This is a genomic window from Collimonas sp. OK242 (genome assembly GCF_900107095.1).
In the GTDB taxonomy this organism is placed as follows: Bacteria; Pseudomonadota; Gammaproteobacteria; order Burkholderiales; family Burkholderiaceae_D; genus Collimonas.
On the sequence record NZ_FNOR01000044.1, the window covers coordinates 1 to 4,567 of the forward strand.

General features: G+C 50.3%; 5 protein-coding genes and 1 pseudogene. 1 reads left to right on the forward strand and 5 read right to left on the reverse strand.

From position 1 onward, the window contains the following. The 3 genes from BLV81_RS23285 to BLV81_RS23295 all read right to left on the reverse strand — a co-directional run. On the reverse strand, positions 1-821 hold an 821-nt coding region (locus tag BLV81_RS23285), incomplete at its 3' end, for a hemagglutinin repeat-containing protein (RefSeq protein ID WP_255365437.1). A gap of 159 nt (positions 822-980) precedes the next feature. After that, positions 981-1,547 carry a hypothetical protein gene (locus BLV81_RS23290; protein WP_143036448.1) on the reverse strand — a complete coding sequence of 189 codons (567 nt, stop codon included), beginning with the start codon at positions 1,545-1,547 and terminating at the stop codon, positions 981-983. A 222-nt stretch (positions 1,548-1,769) separates the two neighbouring features. Beyond that, the gene (locus tag BLV81_RS23295; RefSeq protein ID WP_092360263.1) at positions 1,770-2,009 is read right to left on the reverse strand and encodes a hypothetical protein; all 240 of its coding nucleotides are present in this window, start codon (positions 2,007-2,009) and stop codon (positions 1,770-1,772) included. A gap of 128 nt (positions 2,010-2,137) precedes the next feature. Here BLV81_RS23295 and BLV81_RS23300 point away from each other — a divergent pair, with 128 nt between their 5' ends. Then, positions 2,138-2,680, forward strand: coding sequence for an RNA 2'-phosphotransferase (locus BLV81_RS23300; protein WP_092360264.1), 543 nt, complete (start codon positions 2,138-2,140; stop codon positions 2,678-2,680). A gap of 10 nt (positions 2,681-2,690) precedes the next feature. Here BLV81_RS23300 and BLV81_RS23305 read toward each other — a convergent pair whose 3' ends face one another. Together BLV81_RS23305 and BLV81_RS23310 are read right to left on the reverse strand one after the other, a co-directional pair. After that, positions 2,691-3,086, reverse strand: a complete 396-nt coding sequence (locus BLV81_RS23305) for a hypothetical protein (protein WP_218134312.1) — start codon at positions 3,084-3,086, stop codon at positions 2,691-2,693. Then, a pseudogene (locus BLV81_RS23310) lies at positions 3,086-4,567 on the reverse strand (hypothetical protein); the annotation flags it as partial. The pseudogene BLV81_RS23310 and the gene BLV81_RS23305, both read right to left, overlap by 1 nt.

Consider the following 4,567-nt stretch of genomic DNA (forward strand, 5'->3'; position numbering starts at 1 on the left):
GAAACATCATCCTTGAGCTTCTGACCATCCCAATCCTTGGTCAATGCACCGCTGCTATCCTTGGCCGTGCTGACATCGCGATTGATGCCGGCGACGGTTTGAGTAGCCGTAGCCCCGGTTTTGGCCTGTTGCGCCGCATCGTCGGTGATCGTGACGACGCCGCCGCTGATGCCGCTGCGGGTAGTACTGCTACTGCTGCCGCTGGCGCAGCCTATCCCTGCCGAAGTGCCGGTGCTGCCGCTCTGGATGGTTTGCAGCTTCTGTCCGCCGATGGTTGCGGGCGCGCTGCTACTGCCGTCTGCAGCCTTGCTATCGCCCTTGTCGCCACCCACCCCAAAACCACCGCTGACGCCAAAGCCGCTGGCGTCGAAATCGCTGTGGTTCTTGATATCGACCTGGGTCAGGGTCTGCGTGCTCAGGCTGTTTTTGTTGTCTTGGATCGCCTTGTCGCTGCTGGCGATGACGCCGCCCTTGAGGTCGGTGTTGCCGTTGACCTTGATCTGGAAGCCGCCGTCGCCGGCGGCGATGCCGGATTGTTCGCCGACGCTGGCGAAGCTGCCGTTGACCTTGGTCTGGTTGTAATTGCCGCTGGCGGCAAAGCCGTAGCCGATGGTGACGCTGCCGCCTATGCTTTGGTCCTTGCTTTGGTAGTTGCTGGTGTCTTGCAGGGACTCGATGCTCAGATTGCCCTTGCCAGAGGTGCCGACATCGGCAATCACTTGCCGCGCGCTGGCGACGCCGCCCTTGATATTGGTGTCGTGGCCGGATTCCAGCGTCAGGGTGTTGCCTGCCACAACGTGGGTGTTGTTTTGGGTTTGCAACGGTTTGCTGCTGGCACTGTGGCGGTTCGGCTGCCGTGGCTGATATCGAATTTAAAGCGAAAGCACGAAAAACAACGGGGGCCATTTCATAGACGTCTTACAAATAGAGATATTCAGGTTTTAACCTATTGGGTGGCTTGGATGCAGAGCCAGCTAAAGTCAACTACAACGTTCAGCCTTAGACGCCGCTATCGGCTGCAAAATCACGCCATCCGCAGTGCTTTGCAGCTCATTCAAAACCGGCACGCACATCCCGTCTTTAATATCCAGCGATATCTCGTAATCTTTTCCCGCTTCAGGTACAAAGGTGCCCGCAATCGTTTTGCAATAGCCGTATCTGACGCCAGGGTTGCTTTGAAAATCCAGCTTCAAGGTCAGCGGCTGATTGGCCGCGATTTTATATTCGCGGAAAAACGCCTTTGAGAAAATACCATTCCGGGCAGACGGCTTGCCGCTGTTCGGCGTTTCGGGTATGCCGATGCTGATGTCCGACGCAGTTCCTAAAAAGGATGAGAATGCATCGCCCAGGCCGCCGGAGACTGTGACGCTGTCACCGCCGTAACAAGCGCTGTTTGGGTAATATTTAACGCCCATGCCGTTTTGGCCGAACAATCGGATTCTTGCAGTGTCGCTTTTCAGATCATCTTTCCTCTCCGCTGCTGATTCTTCAGCGTGGGAAAGAATTGGACAGATAGCCAGCATGAGGGCGATAAAACTTATGCGCATTATTTTTCCTATTTTTTTGAAATGCAAAAATACAAATTTAATTTTCGCAGACGGTCAGAGATAGGAGCGCCGAACCTGCCCCGATCATCTACTTTCAAATCAACTTGAGGATTCAAAATTCCTGCAAATTTTTCCGCTTCTTCCGCTGGAAGGTTTTTTAGTAAATCATCGAGACTATTTTCTGAACTTTACGTATCAACGAAATTGCCTTAACCAAATCGCTCACAATCTCGCTCTCGCCTTTCCTATCTCATACTGCTCAAGTGAAATTTGCTCACCATATAAAATAGCGTCGTTAAACAAACGATTATCGTGAGGCACAGGCTTCGAAGTTTCCGCGTTGCCATAAAACTTTACATAAATTTTTTTGGAATTGTGATCCCATCGGTACATAACTTCCTCAAAGGAATAATCAATAAAGACATCATTTTCCAAAAATAATTTTCCTTTACTAAGTGCCATTTCCCGTCCTTTGAGAGTCACAATACTTTCGAAGATGAAGTCATCCTGACCTGTCCACGAAATTAGTACGGCGTTAACATAGAGTCTGTACCTAATTGGCTAAAAAATAAGAGAATGAAAACAAAATCATGAGCAAACAACTCTCTGAAATCAGCAAATTTTTAAGTTACGTACTACGACATGAACCGGATGCGATCGGTATCACACTCGACATTGATGGGTGGGCTGATATCTCGTCTTTGATCGCTGCCGCTGTCAATCACGGCAAACAGCTTGACCGTGATTTAATTCACTCGGTAGTGGCCACAAGCGACAAGAAAAGATTTGCGATTTCTGAAGACGGGCTACGAATCCGAGCAGTACAAGGACATTCCATCGAAAGCGTTGACATCAATTATGCAGAGAAGGTGCCGCCCGAATTTCTCTATCACGGCACCGCGACGCGTTTTTTGGGGTCGATTCGCAAGAATGGTCTATTGCCAGGCTCACGCCAGTATGTTCATCTGTCGCAAGACGACCAGACCGCACTCACTGTTGGGCAGCGACACGGTAAATCTGTCGTTCTAAAAATTAGAGCCTTACTCATGCAACAACAAGGTTATATTTTTTTTCAGGCTGAGAACGGCGTTTGGCTAGTCGATCATGTACCAACATCTTTTCTTCAAGAATAGCGAATAATTCTTACCGCCCCTCTTCCCGTTCAGTCTTGTAACGAGCCGATTCTTCCTCAGTCACCTTAAGCCACTCAGTAAAATTGGCAACGTGACCGCGATCCTCCCAACCCGAAGAGGCGTAGGCGTGTACATAATGCACCAGTGGATCTGCAGTCGGCACACTCGCATCGAAGCAAGCAATATCATCCGATCCATCCCAAAGAGCAAATGGTACTAATTTTCGTTCCGGATAAAGTTTTTTAACAGCCTGAAACCATCCATCTGCATCGCGTTGGGAAGTACAAAGAAACCACCACGGATCAAGATCAGGAATTGACTCCCTTGATACAAAATCAATATAAGAGTGGGGAAACAAAAAACCTTCTGGCAACAATCCTTCTGTGAATAAATAGGGTTCCATCATCAACTTCCTCGTTTTCCGGTAATGCGCGGTGTTGTCGGTGAACCGTTAGGATTCGACGTACCGAATCCCCCCGACTGTTTATTGATACGACCAGTAAGTGCCTCTCCCCACGTTTTGGCATCGCCAAACCTTCTCTGATCCACCATGTCGGCCGGCAGTGGCTCATCGAAGCTATGCACATTAGCTTGAACATCAATCCCTGCCTCGCGGGCAGCCGCAATACGCGTATTATCCATGCTAGTTGCTACACCGTCAGGCATTTTCACCACATCAACGGGGTCGCCCTGCCAACCTTTAGTTTGCATGCTCTTCACCAAATCATCATAGGTATAGCTGGCTCCCGAACGCCGATCGGTTTTATTGTACGAGACCGTATTCTGAGAAAATCGGATATCGTCGGCTGCCAGCGTCTCAATCGCGGCATCACCCTTACCTCCGGCATTATCCTTAACCGGATGTGGCATCCCCCCATCCGAAAGCCCGTTAGGTCCCGCATAAGGTTCATCACCAACTATCTGGCTGCCGCCCGCTCCGGCCTTAGCAGTGGCAATGCCATCTCCTTTTAGCGCACCCTTTACCGCACCCGTTGCCTTCCCGAGCGTGACTCCGCCAATCTTCCAAACCAAATCACCAATTGCCAGTCCCTCAATCGCCAAACGCTGCTGCGTCGCCCAATTGAATTCCGACATATAGCCCGCCTCTTCGGCGCGCCCTTGCAGTTTTAAGAGGGACGCATAATAGGCCTCCATTTGTTGGGTTTTATATATACCGGTGTCACCATTAGTGACGGTAGCCCAGGCGAATGAAGGTAAATTCAACAGCCCTTTGCCAAGAGCCTTAGCGTCATCCAAGAGACTCGCCATGCCAGCATCTTTGAGACCGGCCTCTTGCCCAGAGCGATAGCGCGTTGCCCAATTATTTAGCCTTGATTCATCAAAATTATTCGCTAAATATTTGCGTACATCGGTGTTGTCTCCATATGCACTAAATAGCGGACGCAGATTGATGGTTTCATTCAGATATTCTTGTTTAGTGGCTTTAAAGAAATCATGTTTTGTACCGTCGCTATCAAGGTAAAACTGCCCCGAAACTTTGGCTTCCTGCACAATGAATTTTTCAGCAATGCCATTGCGTCCGTTCAATGCGGTCCAATGCGCATCGTCCATGGCCGCGCCCGAGCGGTCGAGTTCACGCCCGGCCTCGTCGAAACTCAGTACACGGCCGGTTTGATCCGCAACATATTGTATATAGCGGTTGATGCGGTCTTTGTCGTGCAAAAATTTGACTTCGTCTGGATGCAATTGTCGATTATTGGCATCTACATTCAATCCCGAAGCCGCCCCAGCAGCACCGCCAATCGCCGCGCCCAATGCCGTTGCTGCAATCTGCGCCAGCCCCTGCTTCAGGTCTTTCGGCAGATCCATCTTGTTGATTTCATCGCCGATGACGTTCATCGCCGTGGCTGATGTAAATGCCCCGGC